18 protein-coding genes are annotated in these 26,699 nt (G+C 57.4%); 4 read left to right on the top strand and 14 right to left on the bottom strand.

Annotation, left to right across the window (positions count from 1 at the left end; genetic code table 11):
• Nucleotides 1–37: 37 nt before the first annotated feature.
• Entirely contained in the window at nucleotides 38–2,032 is a 1,995-nt protein-coding gene (locus ACZ46D_RS02850; protein ID WP_464928536.1) for a ribonuclease catalytic domain-containing protein, read from the bottom strand.
• A gap of 163 nt (nucleotides 2,033–2,195) precedes the next feature.
• On the opposite strand from ACZ46D_RS02850, the gene ACZ46D_RS02845 reads away from it, so the two are divergent.
• The gene (locus ACZ46D_RS02845; protein WP_464928535.1) at nucleotides 2,196–2,378 is read left to right on the top strand and encodes a hypothetical protein; all 183 of its coding nucleotides are present in this window, start codon (nucleotides 2,196–2,198) and stop codon (nucleotides 2,376–2,378) included.
• Nucleotides 2,379–2,401: 23 nt separating this feature from the next.
• A complete protein-coding gene (gene era, locus ACZ46D_RS02840) occupies nucleotides 2,402–3,301 on the top strand; it encodes a GTPase Era (RefSeq protein WP_464928534.1) in 900 nt (299 codons plus the stop codon).
• Between the two features lie 63 nt (nucleotides 3,302–3,364).
• Here era and ACZ46D_RS02835 read toward each other — a convergent pair whose 3' ends face one another.
• Nucleotides 3,365–3,700: a hypothetical protein gene (locus ACZ46D_RS02835; RefSeq protein ID WP_464928533.1), complete on the bottom strand. Its 336-nt coding sequence runs from the start codon at nucleotides 3,698–3,700 to the stop codon at nucleotides 3,365–3,367.
• A gap of 282 nt (nucleotides 3,701–3,982) precedes the next feature.
• Between ACZ46D_RS02835 and gltX the strand changes: the two genes are divergently transcribed.
• Together gltX and ACZ46D_RS02825 are read left to right on the top strand one after the other, a co-directional pair.
• On the top strand, nucleotides 3,983–5,461 hold the full coding sequence (gene gltX / locus ACZ46D_RS02830; protein WP_464928532.1) for a glutamate--tRNA ligase: 1,479 nt from the start codon (nucleotides 3,983–3,985) through the stop codon (nucleotides 5,459–5,461).
• Nucleotides 5,462–5,496: 35 nt separating this feature from the next.
• Nucleotides 5,497–7,182: a glutamine--tRNA ligase/YqeY domain fusion protein gene (locus ACZ46D_RS02825; protein ID WP_464928531.1), complete on the top strand. Its 1,686-nt coding sequence runs from the start codon at nucleotides 5,497–5,499 to the stop codon at nucleotides 7,180–7,182.
• An 84-nt stretch (nucleotides 7,183–7,266) separates the two neighbouring features.
• Here the strand turns inward: ACZ46D_RS02825 and fbp are convergent, their stop codons facing one another.
• The 12 genes from fbp to ACZ46D_RS02765 all read right to left on the bottom strand — a co-directional run bounded on the left by fbp (nucleotide 7,267) and on the right by ACZ46D_RS02765 (nucleotide 26,590).
• Entirely contained in the window at nucleotides 7,267–8,292 is a 1,026-nt protein-coding gene (gene fbp, locus ACZ46D_RS02820; RefSeq protein ID WP_464928530.1) for a class 1 fructose-bisphosphatase, read from the bottom strand.
• 148 nt (nucleotides 8,293–8,440) lie between these two features.
• Complete coding sequence (locus ACZ46D_RS02815; protein WP_464928529.1) at nucleotides 8,441–10,027, bottom strand: response regulator; 1,587 nt, start codon at nucleotides 10,025–10,027, stop codon at nucleotides 8,441–8,443.
• 207 nt (nucleotides 10,028–10,234) lie between these two features.
• Entirely contained in the window at nucleotides 10,235–11,299 is a 1,065-nt protein-coding gene (locus ACZ46D_RS02810) for a protein-glutamate methylesterase/protein-glutamine glutaminase (RefSeq protein WP_464928528.1), read from the bottom strand.
• Nucleotides 11,300–11,305: 6 nt separating this feature from the next.
• Nucleotides 11,306–11,827 (bottom strand): chemotaxis protein CheD, encoded by a 522-nt coding sequence (locus ACZ46D_RS02805; protein ID WP_464928527.1) that lies wholly within the window; start codon nucleotides 11,825–11,827, stop codon nucleotides 11,306–11,308.
• Nucleotides 11,815–12,699: a CheR family methyltransferase gene (locus ACZ46D_RS02800; RefSeq protein WP_464928526.1), complete on the bottom strand. Its 885-nt coding sequence runs from the start codon at nucleotides 12,697–12,699 to the stop codon at nucleotides 11,815–11,817. Before ACZ46D_RS02800 ends, ACZ46D_RS02805 begins: the two co-directional genes overlap by 13 nt.
• Nucleotides 12,700–12,728: 29 nt before the next feature.
• The gene (locus ACZ46D_RS02795) at nucleotides 12,729–13,283 is read right to left on the bottom strand and encodes a chemotaxis protein CheW (RefSeq protein WP_464928525.1); all 555 of its coding nucleotides are present in this window, start codon (nucleotides 13,281–13,283) and stop codon (nucleotides 12,729–12,731) included.
• 83 nt (nucleotides 13,284–13,366) lie between these two features.
• Nucleotides 13,367–15,493, bottom strand: a complete 2,127-nt coding sequence (locus ACZ46D_RS02790; protein ID WP_464928524.1) for a chemotaxis protein CheA — start codon at nucleotides 15,491–15,493, stop codon at nucleotides 13,367–13,369.
• A 44-nt stretch (nucleotides 15,494–15,537) separates the two neighbouring features.
• The gene (locus tag ACZ46D_RS02785) at nucleotides 15,538–17,196 is read right to left on the bottom strand and encodes a methyl-accepting chemotaxis protein (RefSeq protein ID WP_464928523.1); all 1,659 of its coding nucleotides are present in this window, start codon (nucleotides 17,194–17,196) and stop codon (nucleotides 15,538–15,540) included.
• 34 nt (nucleotides 17,197–17,230) lie between these two features.
• A complete protein-coding gene (locus ACZ46D_RS02780) occupies nucleotides 17,231–19,045 on the bottom strand; it encodes a methyl-accepting chemotaxis protein (protein WP_464928522.1) in 1,815 nt (604 codons plus the stop codon).
• Between the two features lie 112 nt (nucleotides 19,046–19,157).
• The gene (locus ACZ46D_RS02775; protein WP_464928521.1) at nucleotides 19,158–21,041 is read right to left on the bottom strand and encodes a methyl-accepting chemotaxis protein; all 1,884 of its coding nucleotides are present in this window, start codon (nucleotides 21,039–21,041) and stop codon (nucleotides 19,158–19,160) included.
• 206 nt (nucleotides 21,042–21,247) lie between these two features.
• Nucleotides 21,248–23,251 (bottom strand): methyl-accepting chemotaxis protein, encoded by a 2,004-nt coding sequence (locus tag ACZ46D_RS02770; RefSeq protein WP_464928520.1) that lies wholly within the window; start codon nucleotides 23,249–23,251, stop codon nucleotides 21,248–21,250.
• Between the two features lie 225 nt (nucleotides 23,252–23,476).
• Nucleotides 23,477–26,590: a methyl-accepting chemotaxis protein gene (locus tag ACZ46D_RS02765; RefSeq protein ID WP_464928519.1), complete on the bottom strand. Its 3,114-nt coding sequence runs from the start codon at nucleotides 26,588–26,590 to the stop codon at nucleotides 23,477–23,479.
• Nucleotides 26,591–26,699: the final 109 nt, after the last annotated feature.

The following is a 26,699-nucleotide window of genomic DNA, read 5'->3' as shown; positions in this document are numbered from 1 at the left end:
AAGGCGGCACTCTTTTTTCGCCTATGCCCCTCCCCCTTCACCATTCCAGCCGCAACACATTCTCCAGAGCATCAACCTTGGCCACCCGCACGGAAACGACATCCCCGGGCTTTGCAGCCACAGCCTGACTCGGCGGCATATCGGCATCCAGAAGGCAGTCGAGCAGGGTCAGATTGATCCGCTTGGGCCCCTTGTTGACCAACAACGCCTCGATCCTGGCCCCAACCTTCTGCTCCAGATACCTGAGCAGCCAGTAGCGGTGCCGGGTACGGCGCACCTGGTTGACCTTGGCCAGCACCGTGTTGATATCTCCGGCAACCCCCGCAAGCTCGTCGGCGGAAAACATCGCCCCCCGGCCAAGAAGCAGCTGCTTGATCTGATGCTGCATGACCAGATCAAGAAACCTCCGGATGGGGGAGGTGACCGTGGTGTACTGCATGGCGCCGACCCCGCTGTGCGGCTTGGGATAGAGCAGAAGCTCACCGGGCTTCAACTGCTTGCGCTGACGAAAAACAGAGAACAGATCCTTCTCGCCGCCCGCGATCAACCGCTGATGGGGCTCATCCTGGGCCCGGAACAGGCCGGGCGCCTGACGGTCCGCCACAAACTGGGCGGAGAGGGTATTGGCCAGCACCATGAACTCCGCCACCAGGCTGCGGGAGATGGTGTCCACCGGCGACAGGGCCACCGCGACCTTCCCTTCCGGATCGATACTGATATTCACATCCGGCACCGGCAACAGCAGCGCCCCTTTTTCTATACGCCGCTGCTTGAGCTGCTCGCTGAGCCGGGCCAGGGTCTGCAGTTCCCAGTCGCCGCTCGCCACCAGCCTTTCCGCCTCCGGGTAGTTCAGCTGCCGCTTCACCGTAACCAGACTGGGGATAAGATCAAACTCCAGCACCTCGCCCTTAGGGCTCAGCAGCACCATGACGCTCAGGGCTGCCCTCGCCTTGCCGGCAACCAGGCTGCACACCCCTTCGGAGAGCGCACGCGGCAGCATGGGAATCTGGGTCTCAGGAAAATAGAGGGAGGTCATCCGCCGGGCAGCCTCGGCATAAATGGCGGTTCCGGGCGTAACGTAATGGGCCACATCGGAGATATGGATGCCCACCAGAAAGTCGTCGCCCCTCCGCTCCACATGCAGGGCGTCGTCATAATCGCGGGTGGATTCGCCATCGATGGTGAGCAGGGGCAGCTCCCGGAAATCCCGCCGGTTTCGGCCGACAAGCTCCTCGGCCACGGGTTCGGGCGCCAGGGCCGCTGCGGCACTGAATTCCTCGGAAAAAGCCACCGGGATTTGATACCGCAGCAGGGCCACATTCTCATGGGGTTGCCAGACCCCGGCCTTGATCAGGAGATGATAGACATCGTGGGGACCGGTGAGTCCCGCCTTTTTCAAAAGCTCCCGGGCCAACTCACTTTCTTCGGCCTCGCTGCCAAAGACATAGTAGTCGCCCAACAGGCTGAGACAACGATCGCGTTCCAGCCATTCCGTTGTGCTCTCCCCCTCCCAGAGGCGTTTGAGCATCATGGCCCCGGTGCTCATCAAGGCCTCCTGCTCCTTTTCCCGTTCCTGTTTCAGGCGCAACGCGGCAACCGCTTCCGGGCTGTGGGCCAGGACCAGCCCTTCCTTGTATTTGAAATAGAGGCGATCCACAAAAATGGAACGGAGAAAGGCGGCGACATGGTTATCCGTGGCGTTTTCGCCAAATGCCAGTTCGGCAAGGAAATCCGGGCTGAAACTTGCCCCCTCCTCCTCACTGGCCAATTGCCAAATCTCAGCCAAATCGATCTGCGGCACCATGGCCTGCCGGGTATGGTCTGCCTCCTTGAGCAGACGCAGTTGCTCGTCCCGGTTGAGCGTAAGGGAATGGTGTTTCGCGGATTGATGCAGCAGACGGGAGAGGGGGAGATTTACCTCCCTGCCGTTCTGGTTGATCAGGCGCAGCCGCTTGCTGTCCTCGTCAAGAACCATGGCACAGATAAACCTGCCCTGCTCCATGTATTCAATGATTGCGCCCTGCAAAGCCATGTGATGTTCCCTTGTGATGAAAAAAAGCGCGCCGGAAACTCTGTCCGATAAAAATTGAGGAAAATTCTGACTGCGCGGTCGGCTAATGTCGGGGGAAAAAACGTAACCGTTCAGCAGCGCCGCTTCGCTGCTGCCGCAGATGCGCGGAAGAGACCGGCGAAGTGTGCTGTTTGCACATGAGCAGGCCGATGACAAAGCAGATGTGGTGCTGCTGAACGGTTACGGAAAACTGGCCAATGTGTACCAGCTATTCCAGAGGTTGTCATCTTTTTCCGTGACCCAGAAAAAGAGAGAGGATGCGAAAAATCAGGAATACTGGTATGTAACACTTTATTTTCCCTACTAACACACACGAGCGCAACCGCACCCATGAACAGCTCCCCGGAACAGGTCAAATCAGGCATTGTCGCCCTCATCGGGCCGCCCAACGTGGGCAAATCCACCTTGCTCAACAGCCTGCTCGGCCAGAAGATCTCCATTGTCTCGCCCAAGCCCCAGACCACCCGCAACCGAATCCTGGGCATTGTCAACGGCCCGGACTACCAGATCGTCATGCTGGACACGCCGGGCATCCACAAGGCGCGAAGTCCCTTGAACCTGGAGATGGTGAAGATCGCCCTGGGCAGCCTGGCCGATGTGGATGCCATTGTTTTCATGGTGGACGTCACCATGCCCCTGCCGAGCACGGGCACCACCCTGACCCGCTGCCTTGAGGGCATCGACAAGCCGGTGTTGCTGTTGCTGAACAAGATGGACCTCATCGACAAGGAAAAGCTGCTGCCCATTATCGCCACCTACCAGGGGCTCTACCCGTTCCAGGCGATCCTGCCCCTGTCGGCCAAAGCGAGCGACGGCACCGAATTGGTCATCCAGGAGCTTTGCCCCCTGCTTCCCACCGGGCCGCGCCTTTATCCCGAGGATATTCCCACCGATGCCAGCGAACGGTTCATTGTCGCCGAGATCATCCGGGAGAAGATCTTTTTACAAACCGGCCAGGAGATCCCCTATTCAACGGCAGTGACGATTGAGAGCTTCAAGGAAAACGCAGCCAAACAGCTGATCACGATCCACGCCACCATCTATGTGGAAAAGGATTCGCAAAAAGGGATCATCATCGGCAAGAACGGCAGCAAACTCAAGCAGTTGGGCCAGGCAGCCCGAAAGGACATCGAGATCCTCCTTGACCAACATGTACTGCTCAAGCTGTGGGTAAAGGTGCAAAAAGATTGGACCAGCGACCCCCGCTTTCTGAGGGAACTTGGTTTTTAAAACCAAAAATGGGGGTCGATTCCTGAGAATCGCCCCCCATTGCAATCTTTCTTTTTTTACAGGTCAGACAACCACATTCACCCCGCGTGATCGCTGTTCCCTCCGCGTGCTTTGCTCCTGCTGCTGTCTTGACTGCCCCCCCCGCCTTTCCGACTCGCGCACCGCTTCTTCCGCAGCGTTCTGGTCCGCAGCTTGTCCCGCCTGGGTGAGAGCCCTAGATGCCTCCAGGGCGGCAGCGGAGATCTTGGTCACCACATCGGGGGATGCCTGACTGGTCTGGCCGGACTCGGACCTATTGCTTCTCGCCTTCTTTTCTCCTTCTGACCCGGCATACGGAGAAACAGGCCGCTCTGAGCGGACATTTGTTTGTACTGACGTGGCGCTGGGATCTAAAGGCATGTTCCACCTCCCTTGTGCGTAAGCATCCGTTTCTGATAACAACCCTGGCAGACTGCCAGCGAATAGTTACGCTATAACGTTACTATAATTTTCATTAAAAATAAAGCAATCCCTTAAAGGGAAAATAGAATACCGCCCAACCCCAGCCCTTCCGCCCTTGCTTTTTCCCAAGCATCCTCTTGAATAACCCGGTAAAACGATATATAAAACACAGCTTGAATACGATCCGTCCGCAACGCGCAGCCTGCTCTGCGTTGCTCATTTTTTTGCAAGGAGAAGACCATGACCGAGGTTCGCGTACGCTTCCCACCCAGCCCGACCGGCTATCTCCATATCGGCGGGGCCAGAACCGCCATCTACAACTGGCTGTTTGCCCGCAAGCACGGGGGCAAACTGGTGCTGCGCATCGAGGATACGGACGCGGAACGCTCCACCCAGGAATCCATTCAGGGTATTCTCGACGGTCTGCAATGGCTCGGGGTCGATTGGGACGAGGGCCCCTATTTTCAGTCGGAATATGCCGCAGAGCATATAGCCGCCGCCCAAAGGCTGCTGGAAAGCGGCCATGCCTACAAGTGCTTTTGCAGCAAGGAAGAGCTCGAAGCCAAACGGGAAGCCGCTGCGGCAGCCAAGGGCGACTACCGGTACGACGGCGTCTGCCGCAAGCTCAGCCCGGAACAGGTCCGGGAAAAAGAGGCGTTAGGCCTCCCGCATGTCATCCGTTTCAAGGTACCCCAGGAGCCGGGCAAGGTCGGGTTTGACGATCAGGTCTATGGCCGGGTTGAGCGTGCCTACGAGGATATCGAGGATTTCGTCATCGTCCGCTCCAACGGCATGCCGCTGTATCTGCTCTGCAACGTGGTGGACGACATCCGCGACCGCATCAGCCACATCATCCGTGGCCAGGATGGCCTGAGCAACACCCCGCGCCAGATTCTGCTCTATCGGGCCCTGGGCGCGGAGCTGCCCATCTTCGCCCACATGCCTCTGACCCTTGACCTGAACAAGGCCAAGATCTCCAAGCGCAGCCACGGCGAGATCGTCTCGGTCCAGTTTTATCGGGAACAGGGCTTTCTCCCCTGGGCTCTGGCAAATTTTCTCGTACTGCTCGGCTGGTCCACCTCCGATGATCGCGAGATCTTTTCACGGGAAGAACTCATTGAGGCCTTCAGCTTTGACGGCATCACCCGGTCCAACTCCATCTTCAACTACCGCAAGGACGACCCCAAGTTTTTCACCGATCCCAAGGCGATCAACATCAATGCCCATTACCTGCGCACCCTGCCCATCGAGGAAATCGGCGGTCTGGTGAAGGTGGAATTTCAAAAAGAAGGGCTGTGGGATGCGGCTTACGATGGCGAGAAGCGGCAGTGGTTCCTGAAAACCCTGGATATGACCAGGGAACGGTTCCACACCTTGAAGGATTTTGCCTCCCTGGGCCGGGCCTGGTTTGCCGATGACTTTGCCATGGACGAGACCGCCCTGGCCAAAAACCTGCGGAAACACCCCGATCTCAAGGAATGGCTGCCCAAGCTGGCCGACCGCCTCGAACCCCTACCGGAACTCGGCCACGATGAGACGGAACGGGTCTGCCGGGAGTTCGCCGAGGAACTCGGGGTAAAAGTGGGGGTGCTGGTCAACGGCGCCCGGGCGATGATCACCGGCCAGGTCAAGGGGCCAAGCATGTTCGAGGTCTTTGCCCAGCTCGGCAAGCAGCGGGTGGTGAACCGGTTGCGCGATGCGGCAAAATACTTCGCATAAATATCAGTCACGAAATCCATACGGGAAATAAGCATATGACCAGCGACGAGATTCAGTCACAGGACTTCATCCGCACCATCATCGCCGGCGACATTGCCGCTGGCAGGCACGAGCAGATCGTCACCCGCTTCCCGCCCGAGCCCAACGGCTATCTCCATATCGGCCATGCCAAGTCCATCTGCCTCAATTTCGGCATCGCCAAAGAAAACTCAGGGGCCCGCTGCCATCTTCGCTTCGACGACACCAATCCCACCAAGGAGGAGCAGGAGTATGTCGAGTCCATCAAGGACAATGTCCGCTGGCTCGGCTTTGACTGGGGCGAGAATCTCTACTTTGCCTCCGATTATTTTGACCAGCTCTACGCTTTCGCCGAGCACCTGATCACCACCGGCAAGGCCTATGTCTGCGATCTTTCCGCCGAAGAGACCCGAAGCTACCGCGGCACCCTCACCGAACCGGGAAAGAACAGCCCGTACCGGGATCGGCCGGTGGCGGAAAATCTCGATCTCTTCCGGCGCATGCGGGCCGGGGAATTCCCCGATGGCACCAGGGTTCTACGGGCAAAGATCGACATGGCCTCCGGCAACATGAACATGCGCGATCCGGTCCTCTACCGCATCCTGCACGCCAGCCACCACCGCACCGGCGATACCTGGTGCATCTATCCGATGTACGATTACACCCACCCCATTTCCGATGCGCTGGAGGGGATCACCCACTCGCTTTGCACCCTGGAGTTTGCCGACCACCGGCCCCTCTACGATTGGACCCTCGACAACCTGCCGGTCCCCTGCCACCCGCGCCAGATCGAATTCGCCCGCTTAAACCTCAGCTACACCGTGGTCAGCAAGCGCAAGCTCCGGCAGCTGGTCAGCGAGGGGCATGTTTCCGGCTGGGACGACCCCCGGATGCCGACATTGTCCGGCATCCGCCGCCGCGGTTATACCCCGGCCGCTCTGCGCAGCTTCTGCGACAAAATCGGGGTGGCAAAAAAAGACAGCATGGTGGATGTGGCCCTGCTGGAGCACTGCGTCCGTGACGATCTCAACGAAACCGCCGTCCGGGTCATGGGCGTGCTTGCGCCGCTCAAGGTGGTGATCACCAACTATCCCGAGAACCACACAGAGAACCTCCCCGCCCAAAACCACCCGCAGAAGCCGGAGCTGGGCGAGCGCCATGTCCCCTTTGGCCGGGAGGTGTATATCGAACGGGAAGATTTCATGGAGGAGCCGGCGAAGAAATTCTTCCGCCTGGCCCCGGGACGGGAGGTGCGGTTGCGCTACGCCTATTTCATCAAATGCGAGAAGGTGGTCAAAAACGAGGCGACCGGCGAGATCATCGAACTCCATTGCACCTACGACCCGGCCACTCTGGGCGGCTCCGCCCCGGATGGCCGCAAGGTCAAAGGCACCATCCACTGGGTCTCCGCCGCCCATGGCGTGCCTGCGGAGGTGCGCCTCTACGACCGGCTCTTCACCGAAGAAAATCCGGACGCAGGCGAGGCGGACTTCAAGACCTTTGTCAATCCGGAATCCCTGGTGGTACTTAAAAATTGCCTGGTGGAACCGAGCCTGGCCAATGCCCGGCCCGGCAGCCATTATCAGTTTGAACGCCAGGGATATTTCTGCGTGGACAGCTTGGATGCCAAGGATGGCAGCCCCGTGTTCAACCGAACTGTCACCCTGCGCGACACCTGGGAAAAAGAAAAGGCCAAAGGGTAAACAAAAAAAAGGATGGCGCGGGAACAAATTCCCGCGCCATCCTTTTTAAAACCGCGAACTTTTTTACCTTGCGCCTCTAACTTTTCACCTGTCCCCTGCTACAAACTCCTCAAACAGCTCCACTTCATGCTGGCAGCCGATAACCAGCGGCACCCGCTGGTGCAGGGAGGTGGGCTGGATATCCATGATGTTCACCCCGTCATCGGTAATGGCCCGGCCGCCAGCCTGTTCCACCAGAAAAGCCAGGGGCGCGGCCTCGTACAACAACCGCAGCTTGCCATGGGGCTTGGCCGGATTCCGGTTATCCCGCGGATAGAGAAAGATTCCGCCGGCAATGAGGTTGCGGTGAAAGTCCGCCACCAATGAGCCGATGTACCGCCCGTTGTAGGGCCGCCCGCTTTCCCGGTCGTTTTCCTTCAGATAATCCACAAACCGCCGGACTTCGCTGTTCCAGAAGTTGTAATTCCCCTCATTGACGCTGAAATATTTGCTCCGTTCGGGCATCCTGATATCAGGATGCGAGAGAAAAAACTCGCCCACGCTGGGATCAAGGGTAAAGCCGTGCACCCCTTCGCCGGTGGTGAATACCATCATGGTGCTGGAGCCGTAGATGATGTACCCGGCAGCCACCTGTTCCCGGCCCTTTTGCAGCAGATCGGCTTCTTCCCCTTGGGGGGTATGATCGTTGGTGGATTTGCGCCGGTGGATGGAAAAGATGGTGCCGATACTCACATTGACATCGATATTGGACGAACCATCCAGCGGATCAAAGGCCAGGGTGTATTTGCCCGCACTCCCCTCGGCCACCGGGATGATATCCGCCTCCTCCTCCGAGGTCATCACGCAGATATAGCCGCAGCGGGCCATACGGCGCTTGATGGCGTTGTTGGCCAGCTCGTCGAGCTTTTGCACATGCTCGCCCTGAATATTGGTTTTTCCGGCCATCCCCAGGACATCTGCCAACCCGGCCATATTGACTTCGGCGTTGATTGTTTTGGCAGCCACGATCAATTCACTGAGCAGACCGGAAAGATCGCCGGTGGCCTGGGGATGCAGGCGTTGGCTGTCCATGATGTGACGGCTTACGGTAATTCCAAACGGTTTGGTCATTGCATTCCCCATGGAGGATCAAAAAATTTTAGCACGGCGACTTAGGGCGCATGCCCTGCGGAATAGTACGGAAGAAAACCCTTGGGGTCAAACAAAAAGAGCCTGCCCTGAGGCAGACTCTTTTTGCCTCGCAATAATAACACAGGCGTCAGGCAAACATCTGGCCGATCTTCGCCTTAAAATCATCCTTGGAAAATGGCTTGGTGATAAAATCCGTCACCCCGGCCTGCCGAGCCAATTCCGACTGGGTCTTCTCCGATTCGGTGGTCGCCATCAGCACGGGAATCTTTGCCCATTCCGACTTCTTTCTGATCTCGCGGGTCAGCTCGATGCCATCCATGTTCGGCATATTCATGTCGGTGATAATCAGATCAAATTCACTATCCATCTGGAGGTAATCAAAGGCCTTTTTCCCATCCTCCACCGCGATCAGCTCCACCCCGAGATCCGCGGCAACCCCCTTATAGAAGAAGAGCATGGCCTTGGAGTCATCCGCGGCAAGAATGCGTTTTTCCTTGGCACCAGACTCGCCAAGGCTCAACTGCTGGATATCCTTGGCAGCTTGCTCCCCGCCGATCCTGGCAAGTTCCGCCCGAAAGGCGCCAATGGCCTCATGATCCCCGGACTTCTGCACGGCGGCAAGCAATGCGCTCCGTTGACCGCCATCATTATACAGGGCGGCAAAGACCTTCCGGGCGTGGGAGGTGATGATGGCTGAAAGCACTCGACCGCTCTGGGCGTCGCCCCTGGCAATGGTCTCATTCAGCACCTTGACTACCCCGGGGTTGCACTGGTGATCCAGGGCGGTGACCACGGCAATGAGCACAAGATCGTCCCCTTCCGCCAGGCCGTCGGTCAGGCCGATGACGCTGCGCATGGAGCTGATTCGCCCCAGGGCCTCATAGATGGCAAATTTCAGGTTGGCGTCTCCGGCCTTTTCCAGATGGGCGACCAGGATGTCGGCGCCCCGCTTTTTCCCGGTCATGCCAATGACGTTGGCCGCCATGATTTTTTCGTCCTTGTCGCCGGTATCAAGACATCTTTCCAGGGCCGACAAGATCTCCTCCCCCATGCCGGCAAGGGTGGAAATAACAACCCTCCGAAACGAGGGATTGGCATGATGGATAAAGCCGAGGAGAAAGTTCGCGGTTGTATCGTCGGGGAAATTGGCAATGTTTTCCACGGCCAGAGCGGTGCGCAAATCGCATCCGGCATCAACATTGTGCACCTCCCGACTTTCAGAAACCATGGCCATCAGGGCGTCGCGGACCTTGAGGTCATGGATTCCGGCAAGGCCGCGCATGGTCCAGGCAACAACGGAATAATCTTCATGCTTGAGATAAGGCAAGAGAATCTCGGTAAGGCCCGCATCCTTATAGCTGCCCAAAGCCCGAATAACCTCGGAGACAAGTTCGTTGTCGGAAGCGGCCGCAAGCAGCTTGACCAGCGCGTCCTTGAGCGCGGACGAACCGCCGTCGGCAGCCCGCCGGATACACATGAGACGAACCGCCTCTGATTCATGCCCCAGACCGGCGATAATCTCCTGCTCCCGCCCGGCAAGCAAATCAAAAAGGGTGTGATAGACCATTTCATCAACCGCCTGATCCCCAAGCGGATTGGCATACAGATTCCACAAGGCCGGGATGGCTTCCACCAACCTGGACTCCTTGATCTCATCCAGGCAGATGATCTGTTCGATCATGTCTTTTTGAGCAAAATCCTTTAAGAGATCCATGGTTCTCCTTCTCGCACGTTATCCTGGTCGCTTGGCCAGATCTTCCCCGACACAAGCCAATGTCTCTTTCGATATTCTGTATAGTATTACACAGGCTTCCATTTTAGAATCTTTTTTTTAGAAGCCGTTACGGAATAACCAGCGCCATTTCACGCATGTTCTTTTAACCAATCCTTACGGCTCATAATGCCGTTTTGTTCCAACGGCTTACTTCCCGGCAATCGCGAAAGCAATCCGCTCAAGGGACAGAATCTTTTCCACTCCCCCCAGGGAAATGGCTTCCTTGGGCATGCCGAAAACCACGCAGGACGCCTCGTCCTGGGCGATGGTGTGGGCGCCGGCCTGCCGCATCTCGGCCATCCCCCGTGCCCCGTCATCGCCCATGCCGGTCATGATGACGCCAATGGCGTTTTTCCCGGCGTAGCGGGCGGTGGAACGGAAAAGCACATCCACCGAAGGGCGGTGACGGCAAACCAGGGGGCCGTCCTTGATCTCCACGAAATACCTGGCGCCGCTGCGTTTCAGCATCATATGCCGGTTACCGGGGGCAATCAGCGCCTGGCCGCGCAACACGGTGTCGCCATCCTGCGCCTCCTTGACCCGGATGCGGCACAGGCCGTCCAACCGCTCGGCAAAAGCACGGGTGAAGCCCTCGGGCATGTGCTGGACAATGACAATACCGGAACAATCTCCAGGCAATGCTTCAAGAAATATCCGCAGGGCTTCGGTGCCGCCGGTGGAGGCGCCCACCGCCACAACCTGTTCCGTGGTCTGCACCATGGCGGTGGACGAGGGCGGAGCCAGCATGACATCGGCGGTGAGCTTTTTCTCCACATGATGGGGCGTGGCGGCAATGCGCTTGACCATGACCCGGGCTGCGGCCTTGACCGAATCGCAAATCCGAATTCTCGACTCCTCGATGAACTGTTTCGTCCCGAGCTTGGGCTTCTGAATGATGTCGATGGCCCCATATTCCAAGGCCTTGAGCGTGGTTTCCGCCCCCTTTTCCGTAAGGGTCGAACACATGACCACCGGAATGGGATGCTGGCTCATGAGCTTGTGGAGAAAGGTGATCCCGTCCATGCGCGGCATCTCCACATCAAGCACAATGACGTCCGGCACCTCTTTGGCGATAAAATCGGCAGCCACGTAAGGGTCTCTGGCCGCGCCCATCACCTCGATCTGCGGGTCCGACTCCAGCGTATCGGTCAAGGCCTGCCGCACCACGGCGGAATCATCGACGATCAACACCCTAATTTTTTTATAAGACATTAATTTTCATCCTGGGACAGAAGAACGGGGAATACGCCGCAGCAAAACTTCACCGGTATGGGAATAGAAAAACAGTTTGCAGCCATGCACGCCGCCTACCTCTTCCACGGCCACGGGAACATTGTACCGCGCCAGAGCCTCCCGCGCCGCCTTGATATTCATCGAGCCGATACTCCTGGCATCGGCTGCCGGGCCAAAATGAACATCCAGAACATCGGCCCCGCCAAAGATCTTTGCCACCAGTCCGGCATTGGGACAGAGCATGTTGCCGTGGGTAAGAATCTCAACCATATAGCGCACCGAAGTCTCTACGAAGCGAAAACTGTCTTCCACACTCAGATCCGGGCGGATCGGCATCACCCCGTGGCACATGGCGCCGGTCTTCTGTCGGGGACAAAACAGGCAAACCGAAACACAGGAGCCGAGAATGGTGGCGATCAGGGTGGGCTCCTGGGCGACAAAGAGCTCGCCCGGATGCAGATTCACCACGGGGAGATCGGTATCCAGAATATCCTTCATTTGCGGCATCGATACACCGCCGCCGCAACCCGCTCCATCCGGTCTCCTATGCCTTCCAGGGTTTCCGAATGTCCGGTGAACAGATAGCCTTTGGGAGAAAACTGGCGATAAAACTTTTCAAAAAGCTCGCACTGGGTTTTCCGGTCAAAATAGATGATCACATTGCGGCAGAAAATAAGATCCATCTTCTGCTCAATGCCGAAATCCCGATCCATGAAGTTAAGCCGCTTAAATGTCACCTTCCGCCGAAGCTCCGGGACAACCCGGTGAAATCCTTGGTGTGCGCCCTTCCCCTTCATCAGATATTTATTACGCAACACCGGGGAAACAGGCGCCACCACTTCATTGGTGTAGACCGCCTCTTCCGCCCGGGCAAGCACCTCGGTGCAGATATCCGTGGCGAGAATGGTGTAGTCCAACCCCGGAAACCGGGAAAAAAAATCATCGAGCACCATGGCCAGAGTGTAAGGCTCTTCGCCGCTGGAGCAGCCCGCGCTCCAGACCCGAAGCGTTTTGTGGGAGGAATGGGTCATCCGCTGCACATAGTCCGGGAGAACAAGATTATTCATCACATCAAAATGCTTTGCCTCCCGGAAAAAATCGGTCTTGTTGGTGCTGACCACGTCGATCATCTGGTTCAGCTCTGCAGCCTGACCTTCGGGGCTCAACACGTAATCAAGATAGGCGGAAAAGGAATCCAGGTGCAGTTGCCGCAGCCGCTTCTGCAGTCGGGCGGAAAGCATGGTTTTTTTGATGGGAGGCAGCTTAATGCCGCAGGCTTCGTAAATGAAAGCGCTGAATCGGTTAAAATCCCGATCGGACAAGGTCGGCGAATGCACAGACCAATCCCTCGCTGTTCCCTGATTTTCGGAAAAAGTCATGCGTTCCCCAGCTACCCGTCTTATGACTGCTACGCTTCCATACCGGCAGCTTCTTCCGGCTTGGATTCACCCAAGTGGATCGAAACGGCGCTGTCTATTTCCCGCAGGGTCGCTTCGCCCTCACTGGCCAGCACCTTATCGATATCGAGGATGATCAGAAACTTTTCCTCAGCCTGCCGTCCCATGCCCTTGATGAACTCGGTGTTGAGGTTGGTGCCCATTTTGGGGACGGATTCAATGTCCTCCGGGTTCAGGTCAAGAACCATCTGCACCGAATCGGTCAACACCCCCATCTCCACCAGGTTGGCATCCACCTCCAGCTCCACGATCATGATGCAGGTGTTCTTGGTGTACTCGATGGTTCCCATGCCCAGCCTCTGGCCAAGGTCCATCACCGGCACCACATTGCCGCGCAGGTTGATGACCCCGCTCAAATACTCCGGCATCCGGGGAATCCTGGTCATGGTGGTGACATCGAGCACCTCCCTGACCTTGGAAATCTCTATGGCAAAGCCCTCCTCCCGAAGCATGAAGGTGAGATATTGCGTGGCCTGCGACTGAACCGTTTCATTTTTTACGCTCATGATTTCTCTCCCGTGTACTTTTTTTCTGCCAGATCCCGCACTAGCCCAACAACGAACTCCGGCAGTCCATTATCATCATCTCTTCAGGTGGCAAGAGCGTCATGCTCTTCCTGACGGGCGCATTTCATCACATTGGCCACATCAAGAATCAGAGCGACATGCCCGTTGCCCAGGATTGTCGAGCCGGAAAGACCAGTGGCGTTCCGATAGACCCAGCCCAGTGATTTCAAAACCGTCTGATGCTCGCCCACCACATCGTCGAGCACCAGACCGAAGCGTTCCCCATGGATTCGGCTGATCACCATCTGTTCCAGCGCGGGCTTTTCTCCGGGAATGGCAAAAAAATCCCGCAGACGCACATAGGGAACAAGCTGCTCCCGCACCGGCAGCATCCGCCGGTCATGGAACCTGGCGATATCCTCCCTGGTCAGCTCCACGCACTCCTCCACCTGAGAAAGGGGCAGGACAAAATGGGTGTCCGCCACCTTTACCAGCAGACCGTTGATAATGGCCAGGGTCAGGGGCAGCATGATGGTGATGGTGGTGCCCTGTCCCTTGGTGCTGTCGGTTACGGACACCGAACCCTTGAGGGCATCCACCGTGCTTTTCACCACGTCCATACCCACCCCGCGCCCGGAGACGCTGGTAACGGTCTTGGCCGTGGAAAGCCCCGGCGCGAAAATGGTATTCCAGATTTCCTGCTCGCTCAATTCCATGTCTGCGCGGAACAGCCCTTTTTCCACACCTTTCTGCCGGATTCTCTCCGCGTCGAGCCCCTTGCCATCATCGGTGACGGTAATAACGACATTGGCCCCGGAATGCTGGGCGGCAAGAGAAATCGTACCCTTGCGCGGCTTACCGGCCAGCTCCCGTTCCTCCGGCGATTCGATGCCATGGTCGATACAGTTGCGGATAAGATGGACCATGGGGTCGCCCAGCTGGTCGATCACGTTCTTGTCCAGCTCGGTCTCAGCGCCCTCGGTAACCATGACCACTTCCTTGCCCAGCTCGGCGGAAAGATCCCGAACCAGCCGCTTGAATTTGGCAAAGGTGGTGCCGATGGGCAGCATCCGGATATTGAGCACACAATCCCGCAGTTCGGCGGTAAGACGCTCCACCTCCTCCACCGGCTCGACAAGGTCGGAGTCCTTGTGCTGGCCGGCAACCTGGGTCAGCCGAGCTTGGGTAACAACCAATTCGCCCACCAGATTGATGAGCTGATCCAGCTTTTCCGAGGCCACCCGGATGCTTTCCGCGGCCTTGACGACAGCACCCTTGCCCTTGCTCTCCGTGACCATTTTCTGTTCGGCCAGCGCGGCGTTGATGCTGGTTCTTGAAACAAGCTGCTCCTCGATGAGCAATTCCCCCAGCGGTTTCTGCCGCTCAAGGACTTTGCCGAGGGCATCGACGGAGATTTCCCCCTTTTCCACCAGGATCTCGCCAAGTCTCCGGTGCTCTTCGAAATCATTCTCTCCCTCAACGGCAAGGGTCTTCACCTTCACCTCGCAGCTCGATTCGGCAAAAACCAGCACATCCTCGACCCCGTTGATCCCCTTGTCCGTGGTGAGCAGTATTTCCCACCGTCCCCCAAGGCCGGATTCCTCCGATTTTCCCTCCTCGTGGAGAAATACCGTGCACTCTCCGAGCTTTTTCAATTCGTCCAGCAGCTGTTCCACCGTGTTCCCACCGACAAAAAATTCCGGAGTCGGCCTAAGATGAATCCGGTAATGAGCCCTTCTGCCCACGGTGGGGTCCTTCTGCTCCCCTTCCCCCATATCCAGGGCCGAAGGTGCCGGGGCAGGAGCCGTCTGCTCCTTGCCCGTCGCTCCGCCGCCGACCAGGGCCTGCAACGAAGCAATAATCCGTTGTCCCTCCGCAGAGTCAACCTCGCCTCCGCCGGTGGCGGCATCGAGCAGGGCGCGGATATGATCCCGAGAAGCCAGAGTCAGATCAATCAACTCTGTGCTCACCGGCACCGTCCCGTCCCGAACCTTGTCCAGGGCCGTTTCCACATGATGGGTGAACCCTGCGATATCATCGAAGCCGAACATCGCCCCAGAGCCCTTGATCGTGTGCATGGCCCTAAAAACCCGGCTCACTATCTTAAGGTCGGCCGGGTCCTTCTCCAGCTCCAACAAAGAGGTTTCCAACTCCTCAAGAAGTTCTCCCGCCTCCTCGCGAAAAACCTCTGCGTATTCCGAATCCGCCATGCTTCACCTTTCCTATTCAGCTGTATCTTGGGGCAACATCCCGATTAATAGCGCTCAAAATCATCCAACGAAATTTTCGCCCCGCTTTCCCTGGCTAAAGCGGCTTTTATTCCCTGGCTGCCTGCTCCCTTTCCAGGGGGCAAGGCAAGAGAACTACTGCCGGTCTTGCGGTAGCCGGTATCCGCCCCGCTGGCCGGACGCCTTTTTCCTCCGACGTCATCCATCTTAAAAAAGGAGATGGTCTCCTGGAGCCGGGCTGCCTGGGCGGTAAGTTCCTCACTGGTGGAGGCCATTTCCTCGGCCGCCGCGCTGTTGGCCTGAATGACCTGATCAAACTGTTCAATGGCCTTAGAATTTTCCTCAAGCCCACGTGCCTGTTCGTTGCTGGCAGCGTCAATCTCCTGCACCAGTTCGGCTGTTTTCTGGATCTGGGGTACAATCTCGTTGATGAGCTTTCCTGCATTGGTCGCCGTTGCCACACTGGCCGAAGCAACCCCCTTGATCTCCTGGGCCGACACCTGACTGCGCTCCGCAAGCTTGCGCACCTCGGAGGCCACCACGGCAAAGCCCTTGCCGTGCTCTCCGGCCCTGGCCGCTTCGATGGCGGCATTCAAGGCCAGCAGGTTGGTCTGCCGGGCAATCTCTTCAATTACCTCGATCTTTTCGGCGATATGCTGCATGGCGCTCACGGTTTCCGTCATGGCCTTGCCGCCTTCCACCGCGTCTTTCGATGCCTTGCTGGCAATGGCCGTAGTCTGCCGGGCATTATCCGCGCTCTGGGCCACGGTACTTGCCAACTCTTCCATGGCGCTGGAAATCTCCTCCACCGAGGCTGCTTGCTCGCTGGCGCCCTGGGAGACCTGCTGGGAGCTGCTGCTCAACTCATGGCTGCCTGCGGCAACTTGATCCGCAGCCATGCTCACGTCCTGGATAATTTCCCGAAGTTTCAGCACCATGGAGTCCAGGGCCTCAGCCAACTGCCCGATCTCATCCTCCTTGTTGACCTCCATCTTGGTGTGGGCCAGATCGCCATCAGCAATCCGCTGGGCAACACCAACCATCTTGCCGAGAGCCGAACTGATCCTGCCGGAAAAAACAAAAGCCAGGATAATGGTAAAGGCAATAATGGCGATGGCCAGGGCTATACTGACAATATTGGCCAGCTTGATGGTGGAAAGCGCGCCGGCTATGCCGTTCGCCGCCTCCGCCTCCATCTCCTCCTCAATCTGGGCCACCCGCTTGCCCAACTCCTCGGCTGCGGCGTCGAACTCATCCATGGCCTTGGTGCCCTGCGCCAGATCCCCTTTCACATAGAGTTCGGCGGTGCGTTTACCCTTTTCAAAAAATCCCCCAAACAGCTTCTCGATCTCCTCGATCTCGCGGCGGTTTTCTGGATGGAGCGCCTTCAAAGCCTCGGCATGTTCACGGAACCGGGCGACATGCTCAGCGGCGTCCTTGTTGGCCTTGGCAAGAACCTCGACGGTGCGCACCGCGCCGGCATCGGTTAATATCTCCAGAACCTGGAGCATTTCGACCTTGATCCCCATGGCCAGCTCATTGCCACCATACCCCTTATCCCTGGCCTCTTCCACGCTGCGAGTCACCTGGCTCTGGAAAAAACCGTTCACCAGAAGCTGAATCACCAGGACCCCGCAGACCCCGCCAAAGGCGAAAAGCATCTTGTTTCTGATATTTTTTTTCATTTTCTCTCCATCAGGTTAAAAGGCTTACCCTGCATCAATACCGTTCAAAATCCTTTAGGTCATCCAGGGCAATGCTTGCCCCGCCCGCCCCTGAGACAGAGGTCTGCTTGCCGCCTGCCAGCGTCGCTTTTTTTGCATGAGACAGGGCCAACGGAGCTTTTCCTGATCTCCGACCACCGGCAACAGGATTACTTGCCTGACGCCTTTGCCCCCCTGCCTCATCCAGTTTGAAAAAAGCAATGGTTTCCAGCATCTGGGAGGCTTGCGCGGTAAGCTCCTCGCTGGTGGAGGCCATTTCCTCGGCAGCTGCGCTGTTGGACTGAATGACCGAATCAAACTGCTCGATGGCCTTGGAATTCTCCTCGATCCCCCTGGCCTGCTCGTTGCTGGCCGCGTCGATCTCCTGCACCAGTTCGGCGGTTCTCTGGATCTGGGGGAGAATCTCGTTGATCAGTCTGCCGGCATTGGTAGCGGTAGCCACACTGCTGGTGGCCACGCCCTTGATCTCCTGGGCGGAAACCTGGCTGCGCTCGGCAAGCTTACGCACCTCGGCGGCCACCACGGCAAAGCCCTTGCCGTGCTCTCCGGCCCGGGCCGCTTCGATGGCAGCATTCAAGGCCAGCAGGTTGGTCTGGCGGGCGATCTCTTCGATCAGCTCAATCTTTTCCGCGATATGCTGCATGGCGGTCACGGTTTCCGCCACCGCCTTGCCACCGGCCCCGGCATCCGTCGCGGTCTTGGTGGCGATGGTTGAGGTCTGCCGGGCATTGTCCGCAGTCTGGGCCACAGTGCTGGCCAACTCCTCCATGGACGAGGAAATCTCCTCCACCGAGGCGGCCTGCTCACTGGCTCCCTGGGAAACCTGCTGGGAGCTGGAGCTCAGCTCATGGCTGCCGGCAACCACCTGATCGGCGGCGGCCTGTACATCCATGACCACCTCCTTCAGCTTGGCGACCATGTTGGCGAGGGATTCCATCAGCTCATCCTTGTCGCTCCGCTTTTTCATCTCCACCATGAGATTGCCTTGGGAAACCTGCTTGGCGTTGGCGGTGATGCTGGCGAGGGCATCGACCATCTTCTTCATGGCGGCCATAACGCTGGAGGTGTCGCCTGAAGAAAGGGTGATCTCCCGCGAGAGATCGCCGATGGCCACTAAGTTAGCAACCTCATGCACCTCGCTGGGATCGGCGCCAAGCTGGCGGAGGATCGAACGGGTAAGGAACACGGCGATACCGATGCTCAGGAGAAGCCCTGCCCCACCCAGGCCGAGCATCAGGTTGCGGGAGGCATTAAAGGTTGCGACACTCTCCTCGTAGCGGGCCTTGTTGCGGTCCAGATTGTGGGCCAGCAGTTCGTTAATAGCCTTCTGCATGACAACCTCCGCAGGGCCGATTTCCTTAGTCCGCACCTGCTCGGCCTCTTCATCCTTGGTGGCCATGGCCAGTTCCATGCTTTTGTTGTTCAGGCCTTGCAGTGTCTTGTTGGCCTCCTTGACCTTATCCTGCAACTCAATCCCCTTGGTATCGCTCGAGGTTGTCAACTCCTCGACCTTTTTCATGCTCTTCTCGTATGCTTCGCGAAATTTTCTGATCCGCTCCTGGTATTCCTTCCGTTTCTCCATATTGGTGTTCAGGATAATGTTACGGACATTGAGGCCAGTATTGGCCATGCACATGCTCGCATTATTAATTTCATCTATCCGCACCGAGTTGATGTTGACGACCCGATCCAGATCATCATTGATCTTCGCCATCCCCCGGTAACCGATCCAGATCAAGGCCACCATGATCACCACCAACACAGTAAAGCCAAGGCTCAACCGCTTGCCGAGATTCATATCTTGCAACATTTCCCTCTCTCCTTTTGCTAAAGATTTACTTTACAGAACCCTAGCCATCTGGCCACAAAGCTGCAAAGCGCATCCCCCCGGATTAAATTGCTCAAAAACAAAAACATTGCCCCTAATACCGTTCGAAATCACCATCACCGGTGCCAGGCAAAGACAGCTTTACCCCTTTGCTTTTAGCGTCGGATATTCTTCCCATTCCCGGGCTGGCCGAGGCAGGCTTAGACTGCAACCGCGCCTGCGGACGGGACACAATCTCTTCTCCCGCTGTATCCAGCTTAAAAAAAGCAATGGTGTTCTGCATCTGCGCCGCCTGGGCAGCCAGCTCCTCGCTGGTGGAAGCCATCTCCTCCGCAGCCGCGCTGTTGGCCTGGATTACCTGATCAAATTGCTGGATGGCCTTGGTATTTTCATCAATGCCCCGGGCCTGTTCGTTGCTGGCCGCATCGATCTCCATAATCAGTTCCGCGGTCTTCTGGATCTGGGGCACTATCTCATTGATAAGCCTTCCCGCATTACTCGCAGTTTCCCCACTGGTACTGGCCAGGTCCTTAATCTCCCGAGCCGAGCCCTGGCTGCGTTCCGCCAGCTTGCGCACCTCGGCAGCCACCACGGCAAAGCCCCTGCCGTGCTCGCCGGCCCGAGCCGCCTCGATGGCAGCATTCAAGGCCAACAGATTGGTCTGCCGGGCGATCTCCTCAATAAATCCAATTTTTTCCGCGATATGCTGCATGGACAATACGGTTTCCGCCACTACTTTTCCGCCCTCAACCGCATCGGTCGCGGCTTTGGCAGCGATGCCCGCAGTCTGGCGGGCATTATCCGCCGTCTGGGCCACGGTGCTGGCCAACTCTTCCATGGAGGCGGAAATCTCCTCCACGGCGGCCGCCTGTTCACTGGCTCCCTGGGAAACCTCCTGGGCGCTGCTGGTTAGCGCCTGGCTGCCTGAGACAACCTGATCGGCCGCCATCTGCACCTCGGTGATAATTTCCCGTATTTTTTGCAGCAAGGTGGTCAGGGCCTTGCCGAACATATCATTTTCCGAAAGAAGCTCCACCTTGGAGCCAATATCCCCCTTTTCAATTTGCTCTGCCTTGGCCTTTAAATTTGCCACCATCTTGGCCAAAGATATGCCCATGAGATCTTTTTCGGAAAGGATGTTCACCTGTACATTCAAATCACCCAAGGCGATCTGCTGGGCCATTGCCGCCGTGGCCCTGAGATTTTCGACCATGCCGCGCATGGCCACACACATTTGGCCGATTTCATCCCCACTCGTACTGGCGACTTCTACGTCCAAATCACCCTGGGCCACAAGTCGTATATTAGCCACCGCCTGAATCAGAGGCTTGACCATATAGCGGATGGTGTAATAGACAATGACGCCGATGAGCAAAACCCCCACCACCGCGAACCCGACGATGCTCAGGGCAATCCGCAGCAGGACATCCTTTTGCCTCTGCTGGGCCGCAGCGATCACCGCATTGCCCTGGGCCAGGGTTTTTTCGATATTTTTCTCCACCGCAGCAAAATTCAAACCGATGACCACGGAGCCGACCTTCTGCTCCCCGGCCAGAATCTCCTTGTCCAAGACATTCTGGGCAGGAAAGGCCTCGGGCTTGACGCTTGAGGTGGTGACGGCCTTGCCGTCCTTGTCATTGAACACGACAAAAGCGACATCCGGATCATTGGCCACACTCTGGACGATCTTCTCCAGGAATGCATACTCGTAGTTGAGGAGAAGATCCTGGCCAACCTTGGCCAGCATCTCGGCAAAGGATTTCCCCTTTAAAACAAGATCCTGCCGCAGCAGTTCCTCTTCGTTTTTCTGCTGCTCCCGCATGGTGCTGACAAAGGTATCCCCCTGCTCGATCAGGGCGCTGCGCACTGCGGAGTTAATCGCCACCGTCATGCCGAGCATAAGCAGGAGCACCGCAGCCACAATGGCCAGATTCAATTTTGCCGCGATCCCCATATCCTTAAATCTTTCTTTCAGCATCTTAACGCTCCTTGTCCGCCAAGCATCCCCAGATAACATTCCGTATAACTACCCACACGAAATAATTATACGCATGGGAAATAAACCACGTCAAAGAATAAAAAGCAGAGACAGCCGGTTGTCTTGATTCAGCAAAAATCATTGCCATCACGAAAAACGCCCTCGGCATGAGGGCGTTTTTCGTCTGGTGTGGGAAGCATCCGGAATCAATACCGCTCGAACTCCTCCTCTTTATTCGTTTCCAAGGCAAGCTTCACGCCCTTGCCCTTGCCGAAGATTGCTTTTTTCCCTGCCCGACAGGGAGAGGCCGGCAGGGACAGAGTTCGAGCCTGAGGACGAACTTCGCCTGCTGTTTCCACCAGGAAAAAGGCGATGGTTTCCTGCATCTGGGCCGCCTGGGCGGTCAGCTCCTCGCTGGTGGAGGCCATCTCCTCGGCCGCCGCGCTGTTGGACTGAATCACCTGATCAAACTGCTGGATGGCTCTGGCGTTTTCCTCGATACCCCGGGCCTGCTCATTACTGGCCGCATCAATCTCATGAACCAGCTCGGCGGTTTTTTGAATCTGCGGCACAATCTCCTCGATGAGCTTGCCGGCATTGGCTGCGGTTCTTACACTGGCCGAAGCAACCCCCTTTATCTCCTGGGCCGAAACCTGACTGCGTTCCGCCAGTTTTCTTACCTCCGCAGCCACCACGGCAAAACCCTTGCCGTGCTCCCCGGCCCTGGCCGCCTCAATGGCGGCGTTCAAGGCCAACAGGTTGGTCTGCCTTGATATCTCCTCGATCAGTTCGATCTTTTCCGCGATATGCTGCATGGCCACTACGGTTTCTCCCACCGCCTTGCCCCCAGCCTCCGCGTCGGCTGCGGTCTTGGTGGCAATGGCTGCGGTCTGCCGGGCATGGTCGGCGGTCTGGGCCACAGTGCTGGCCAACTCTTCCATGGACGAAGAAATCTCCTCCACTGAGGCGGCCTGCTCACTGGCCCCTTGGGCAACTTGCTCCGAACTGCTGCTCAATTCCTGACTGCCCATTGTGACTTGGTCGACGGCAAGCCGCACATCGCCGATAACCTGGCGAAGCTTTATGACCATGGCAGACAGAGCCTTGCCGAGGCTGTCCTTTTCGGAAAGAAGAGTCACATCCACCCGCAGGTCGCCTGCGGCGATCTGCTCGGCATGGGCTGCTGTTTTCTTGAGATTCTCCACCATGCTGGCCAGGGATTTTCCCAGCACATCCTTATCGGACAGAATCTTCACCTGCACGTCCAGGTCGCCGAGGGCAATCTGCTGGGCCAGTCTGGCTGTTTCCTGGAGCTGGCCAACCATGACGGCCAGCGATTTCCCCAGAACATCCTGGTCGGAAAGGATATTAACCCGCACATCCAGGTCGCCGATGGCGATCTGTTCCGCCAGCCGAGCTGTCTCCTTGAGATTGCCGACCATGACATTCATGGAGGCGAGCATCAACCCCACTTCGTCCTGCCGATTGTTCTCAATGGCAACATTCACGTCTCCAAGCGCCAAGCGATTGTTCACCGCCACCACGGAATCAATGGGCCTGACAATGGATTTTGCCGAGAACAGGGAAACCGCGACCCCAAGGACAATGGCCATAAACCCAATGATCACGATGGCGATCCTGGTTGTCTTGGCATTGTGGATCATCTGCTTTTCGGAAAGAATATTATCCTTGGCCAGTCCTGTCACTTTGCCCAGAAGGGCCTGCACCTTGGTCAGGTTGGCCTGGGTGTCGGTGCTATAGATGTGCTCCGCCTGTTGCCGCCCGTCCTGACTCTCTTTTTTGCGGAAGACCTCCTTGATTTTTACCGCCGACTCATGAAGTTTCTGATGGGGGTCGGCAATTTCAGCCAGGGGCTCACGGAGCAGCGGCAACAAGGCTTCGGCCTCTTTCCTGCCCTCGCCGTAATACCATTTGCCGAAGCCGCACTTGGTATGATCGAGTTCCACCTCCAGCTCGGGGACGCTGCCATCATACACATAGGCAGAGACCTTCTTTGCCCAGTTCAAGTGGTCAACCTCCCGTTGCAGCAACTCCCCGCGCAACGCGTTCCCGTTGGCCACCTCGATCCCGTCCCGCACCACGCTGCCCAATCCCCAGAAAGACCAGGCGCCAACGACAATCAACAGAAAAAGGATACTGCCGGAGCCGATCATCATCTTCTTGCCGATCTTCACATCGTTCCACCGCATGCACCACCTCCCAACGTATTGATTCCGATCATGAAAAAGTCACATATAAAAGATAGGCAGAAAACCCGAGTATTCGCAAGATTTAAAAAAGCCAGAGAGACAACGGGCCAGATCAGAATACAGCTCGCTCATCTTCGGAATGATCGTGATGAACAGTCGCTGCCAAAAGAAATGCCCCCGGCATGGGGGCATTTCTTTTGAACGAATGGAGAATACCAAACAAATTCAATACCGCTCAAAATCACCATCACCGGCACCGGGCAGGGAGAGCTTCACCCCTTTGCCCTTGCCGCTACCGGATTTTTTTTTCGCTGCCGGGATGATCGAGGCAGGTAAGGGCAGAGGCCGCCCCGCCTGGGGCCGGAACCTCGCTTCATCCTCCACCTTGAAAAAAGCGATGGTCTCCTGTAGGTGGGCTGCCTGGGCGGTCAGCTCCTCGCTGGTGGAGGCCATCTCCTCAGCTGCGGCGCTGTTGGCCTGGATCACTTGGTCAAACTGCTGGATGGCCCGGGCGTTCTCGTCAATGCCCCGTGCCTGTTCGTTGCTGGCCGCGTCGATTTCATGGACCAGCTCTGCGGTTTTCTGGATCTGTGGCACAATCTCGTTGATGAGCTTGCCCGCATTGGAAGCAGTTTCTACACTGGCCGAAGCAACCCCTTTGATCTCCTGGGCCGATACCTGGCTACGCTCGGCAAGCTTACGCACCTCCGCGGCCACCACGGCGAATCCCTTGCCGTGCTCCCCGGCTCTTGCCGCCTCGATGGCGGCATTCAAGGCCAGCAGATTGGTCTGCCGGGCAATCTCCTCGATGAGTTCGATCTTGGTGGCGATGAGCTGCATGGCCGCCACGGTTTCCCCAACCGCCTTGCCGCCATCCACCGCATCAGCCGCAGCCTTAGTGGAAATGGCCGCGGTCTGCCGGGCGTGATCGGCGGTCTGGGCCACGGTGCTGGCAAGCTCCTCCATGGACGAGGAAATCTCCTCCACTGCGGCGGCCTGTTCGCTGGCCCCCTGGGAGACCTGCTGGGAGCTGCTGCTCAGCTCCTGACTGCCGCTGGCCACCTGATCCGAAGCACCGCGCACATCGGTGATAATCTCCTTGATCTTCTCGACCATCTCCTGCAGGGACTGAATCAATTCATCCTGCTCGCTCCGCTTCTTCATCTTCACCAGCAGATTGCCTTCGGCGATCTCGCGGGCCGCAACGGTAATCTCGTTCAAGGCGTTGATCAGCGTGCCCAGTGCCGAGCCAATGCCGTCAAAGACCTGCTTCACCGAATCGGTATCGGTATCGGCGGGTTCGGTTTCGATGGCAAGGGAGAGATCACCCTCGGCGATCTTTTCAAGACATTCCACCAACTTCTGGGTTTCGATATCCTGATAGTTGGCGATTTTTTCCGCGACCCGGCCCGCTTTCTTTATTGCGGTCTGATCGCTCACCACCTCAAAGGCGCCGATGATCTTACCCTGCTCGTCGCGGAGCGGCGTGGCGATATAGCTGATATCCAAATCCAGCCCCCCAGGATGAGCATCGGTTTCACTGTTGGCGTTTTGCCCGCTTCGCATGGCTTGGCCGCAGGCGCAACGATCGGTCTTGCAATCCGCGGTGATGAAGTGGTCGTAGCACCTGGTGCCGACGAGCTGGGCCGGGGTCTTGCCGCCGACCTTAGCCCCGAGTTCGTTCATGTACTGCACGTTGAAATCATTGTCGATGATCATGGCTGGGGTGGGCATGGTATCCAACAACCCCACCAGCCTGGACATGGTGTTGTTAACCCCTTCAACGATCTTTTTGAAATCCCCTTGGTGCTTGCCGGCATCGGCGCGGGTGTTCAGCTTCCCTTCCATGGCCGCCCGAGAAAGCATGGCCACATCAGCGGCCAGAGTACCTACCACCGCAGTACAGGCATTAAAGGCATCGGCAATGGACTGGAAGGTCTTGCGGGTCTCGGCGGTATCGGCGTCACCTGGGGCAGGAGTAATGGCGCAGGAGGTATCGCCCTTGGCGAGCTTGCTCATGCAAGAGACGACCTTCTCGGTTTCGATGTTCTGGTAGTCGGCAACCTTCTGGGCCTGACGCGCAGCCTTCTTAATCGCGGTCTGGTCGCTCACCACCTCGAAGGCCCCGATGATCTTGCCCGCCTCATCGCGAAGCGGCGTACCACTGTAGCTTATATCCAGATCCACACCAGCCGCCGGATGGGCGTCGGTCTCGGAATTGGCCACCTGTCCGCCCCGCATGGCCTGGCCGCAGGCGCACCGATCGGTCTTGCAATCCGAGGTTTTGAAATGATCGTAACAATTGCTGCCGATGAGCTGGGCCGGAGTCTTGCCACCGACCTTGGCCCCGAGTTCGTTCATGTAAAGAATGGTAAAATCATTGTCGATAATCATGGCCGGTGCAGGCATGGTGTCCAGCAACCCCACCAGCCTGGACATGGTGTTGTTGACCCCTTCGACAATCTTTTTGAAATCCCCCTGGTGTTTCGTCGCGTCAGCCCGGATGGTTAGCCTACCTGCCACCGCCGCTTGGGAAAGCCCGGCAACCTCATTGGCCATGGCCTTGATCGCCTCCACCATTTTGGCCATGGCGGCCTGGAGTAATCCGGTCTCATCCTTGGCGGTGGTGTCGAGCTGCACCTCGGTGTTGCCTGCGGCGATCCGGTGGGCCGCCTCCACGCAAGCCGCTATCGGACGAGCGATGGAACGGGTAATGAACCAGGCCAGCGCCCCGCCCAACAACAGAGCAATGATCCCCATAGTCAGAATGAGCCACCGGGTGAAGCCTGCCAGCTGGTCCGCATCCTCGCCAACCCGCTCCACCTCCTTGGCCTGGTAATGGCCCATGTCTTCTAACGTCTTGAAATAGGCGGTCTGCGCCTCCCTGAATCTGCCGAACAGCGCGGTGGTGGCCTCCTTTGTCTTCCCCTGGTGCAGCATGTCCAGCATGAGGGAAAGCTGTTCCTTATGGGCCTTTCTGGCCTCGATTACGGCATTGAGATAGCTTTTTCCCGTATCCGAGCGAACAGCCTCCTGGAGCTGACCAAGGTCCTTGGTGATCCTCTCCTGCATTTCACCAATGCGGGCACCTTCCTTTTTGATGGTTTCTCCATCCGGCTGGATGACCATATTACGCAGAGCCCTAGAAATGACGTTGGCGTCTTCATGCATGTCAGTGAGCAGCTCCACCTTCTGGAACTTATCATGCACCACCCCCATAATCAGCGCATCCAGCCTGCTGACATTGAAATAGCCCACCGCCGCCACCGCCGCCAACAGGAGCAGCACACAACCGAAAGCCGCATTCAGTCTTTGTCCGATGTTCATGTTCTTCAGCATACGCCGCACCCCTTGTTGCAATAAATGATTCGTAAAAAAAGCCCCGCAAAGGGCAAGCAAAAACCATGAAATAGGAACACCTCCGCTCCTTGGCGGAACGATGCGCCAT

It is taken from the genome of Thiovibrio sp. Mzg5, assembly GCF_055379285.1.
This window is presented reverse-complemented; position numbering and strand designations above follow the sequence as displayed.

Coding starts and splice junctions, on each gene's coding strand:
- ACZ46D_RS02850 (WP_464928536.1), bottom strand. CDS start 2,032: ATGGCTTTGCAGGGCGCAATCATTGAATACATGGAGCAGGGCAGGTTT.
- era (WP_464928534.1), top strand. CDS start 2,402: ATGAACAGCTCCCCGGAACAGGTCAAATCAGGCATTGTCGCCCTCATC.
- ACZ46D_RS02835 (WP_464928533.1), bottom strand. CDS start 3,700: ATGCCTTTAGATCCCAGCGCCACGTCAGTACAAACAAATGTCCGCTCA.
- gltX (WP_464928532.1), top strand. CDS start 3,983: ATGACCGAGGTTCGCGTACGCTTCCCACCCAGCCCGACCGGCTATCTC.
- ACZ46D_RS02825 (WP_464928531.1), top strand. CDS start 5,497: ATGACCAGCGACGAGATTCAGTCACAGGACTTCATCCGCACCATCATC.
- fbp (WP_464928530.1), bottom strand. CDS start 8,292: ATGACCAAACCGTTTGGAATTACCGTAAGCCGTCACATCATGGACAGC.
- ACZ46D_RS02815 (WP_464928529.1), bottom strand. CDS start 10,027: ATGGATCTCTTAAAGGATTTTGCTCAAAAAGACATGATCGAACAGATC.
- ACZ46D_RS02810 (WP_464928528.1), bottom strand. CDS start 11,299: ATGTCTTATAAAAAAATTAGGGTGTTGATCGTCGATGATTCCGCCGTG.
- ACZ46D_RS02805 (WP_464928527.1), bottom strand. CDS start 11,827: ATGCCGCAAATGAAGGATATTCTGGATACCGATCTCCCCGTGGTGAAT.
- ACZ46D_RS02800 (WP_464928526.1), bottom strand. CDS start 12,699: ATGACTTTTTCCGAAAATCAGGGAACAGCGAGGGATTGGTCTGTGCAT.
- ACZ46D_RS02795 (WP_464928525.1), bottom strand. CDS start 13,283: ATGAGCGTAAAAAATGAAACGGTTCAGTCGCAGGCCACGCAATATCTC.
- ACZ46D_RS02790 (WP_464928524.1), bottom strand. CDS start 15,493: ATGGCGGATTCGGAATACGCAGAGGTTTTTCGCGAGGAGGCGGGAGAA.
- ACZ46D_RS02785 (WP_464928523.1), bottom strand. CDS start 17,196: ATGAAAAAAAATATCAGAAACAAGATGCTTTTCGCCTTTGGCGGGGTC.
- ACZ46D_RS02780 (WP_464928522.1), bottom strand. CDS start 19,045: ATGTTGCAAGATATGAATCTCGGCAAGCGGTTGAGCCTTGGCTTTACT.
- ACZ46D_RS02775 (WP_464928521.1), bottom strand. CDS start 21,041: ATGCTGAAAGAAAGATTTAAGGATATGGGGATCGCGGCAAAATTGAAT.
- ACZ46D_RS02770 (WP_464928520.1), bottom strand. CDS start 23,251: ATGCGGTGGAACGATGTGAAGATCGGCAAGAAGATGATGATCGGCTCC.
- ACZ46D_RS02765 (WP_464928519.1), bottom strand. CDS start 26,590: ATGCTGAAGAACATGAACATCGGACAAAGACTGAATGCGGCTTTCGGT.